At 65.7% G+C, this 616-nt stretch carries 1 protein-coding gene; it reads left to right on the top strand.

From position 1 onward, the window contains the following. The coding region (locus tag NKI73_RS33590; protein WP_352636357.1) for an IS91 family transposase at positions 1-616 on the top strand (616 nt) is incomplete at both ends.

Below are 616 nucleotides of genomic sequence, written 5' to 3'. Positions count from 1 at the left end.
GACGGAAGCCGCTGGATATCTTCTCGGCCGGCCTTCCTGCTTCCGGTGCGCGTACTCGGCAAGCTGTTCCGACGGCTCTTCCTCACCCGGCTGGTCGCGCTGCACGACGCAGGACAGCTCGCCTTCTTCGGATCGATGGCGCACCTGTCCGCGCGGCAGGCATTCGTGCGGCACCTGTCGCCGGTCCGCAAGAAGCACTGGGTGGTGTACGCCAAGGCGCCGTTCGCCGGGCCGGAGGCGGTGCTCGCCTATCTGTCCCGCTATACCCACCGGGTTGCGATCTCGAACCGCCGCCTCATCCGGTTCGATGAGGCAGGGGTCACGTTCCGCTACAAGGACTATCGTCGTGACGGCACCGATCGGCAGCAGGTCATGACACTCGCCACCGCCGAGTTCATCCGCCGTTTCCTGCTCCACGTCCTTCCACGTGGCTTCCACCGCATCCGGCACTACGGCCTGCTCGCCAACTCCGCTCGCAAGACCAGCCTCGCACGCGCCCGCGAACTGCTGAACGTCGCTGCGCCGTCGGAAGACGACAACTCGGTAGAACCGACTGACTTCCGTCCGCCATGCCGGTGCTGCGGCGGAAGCATGATCGTCATCGAGACGTTCGAAC

The organism is Mesorhizobium sp. M0496 (genome assembly GCF_040321205.1).
Lineage (GTDB): Bacteria > Pseudomonadota > Alphaproteobacteria > Rhizobiales > Rhizobiaceae > Mesorhizobium.
Note: the sequence above shows the minus strand (reverse complement) of the source record. Positions and strands in the feature narration are given on the sequence as shown.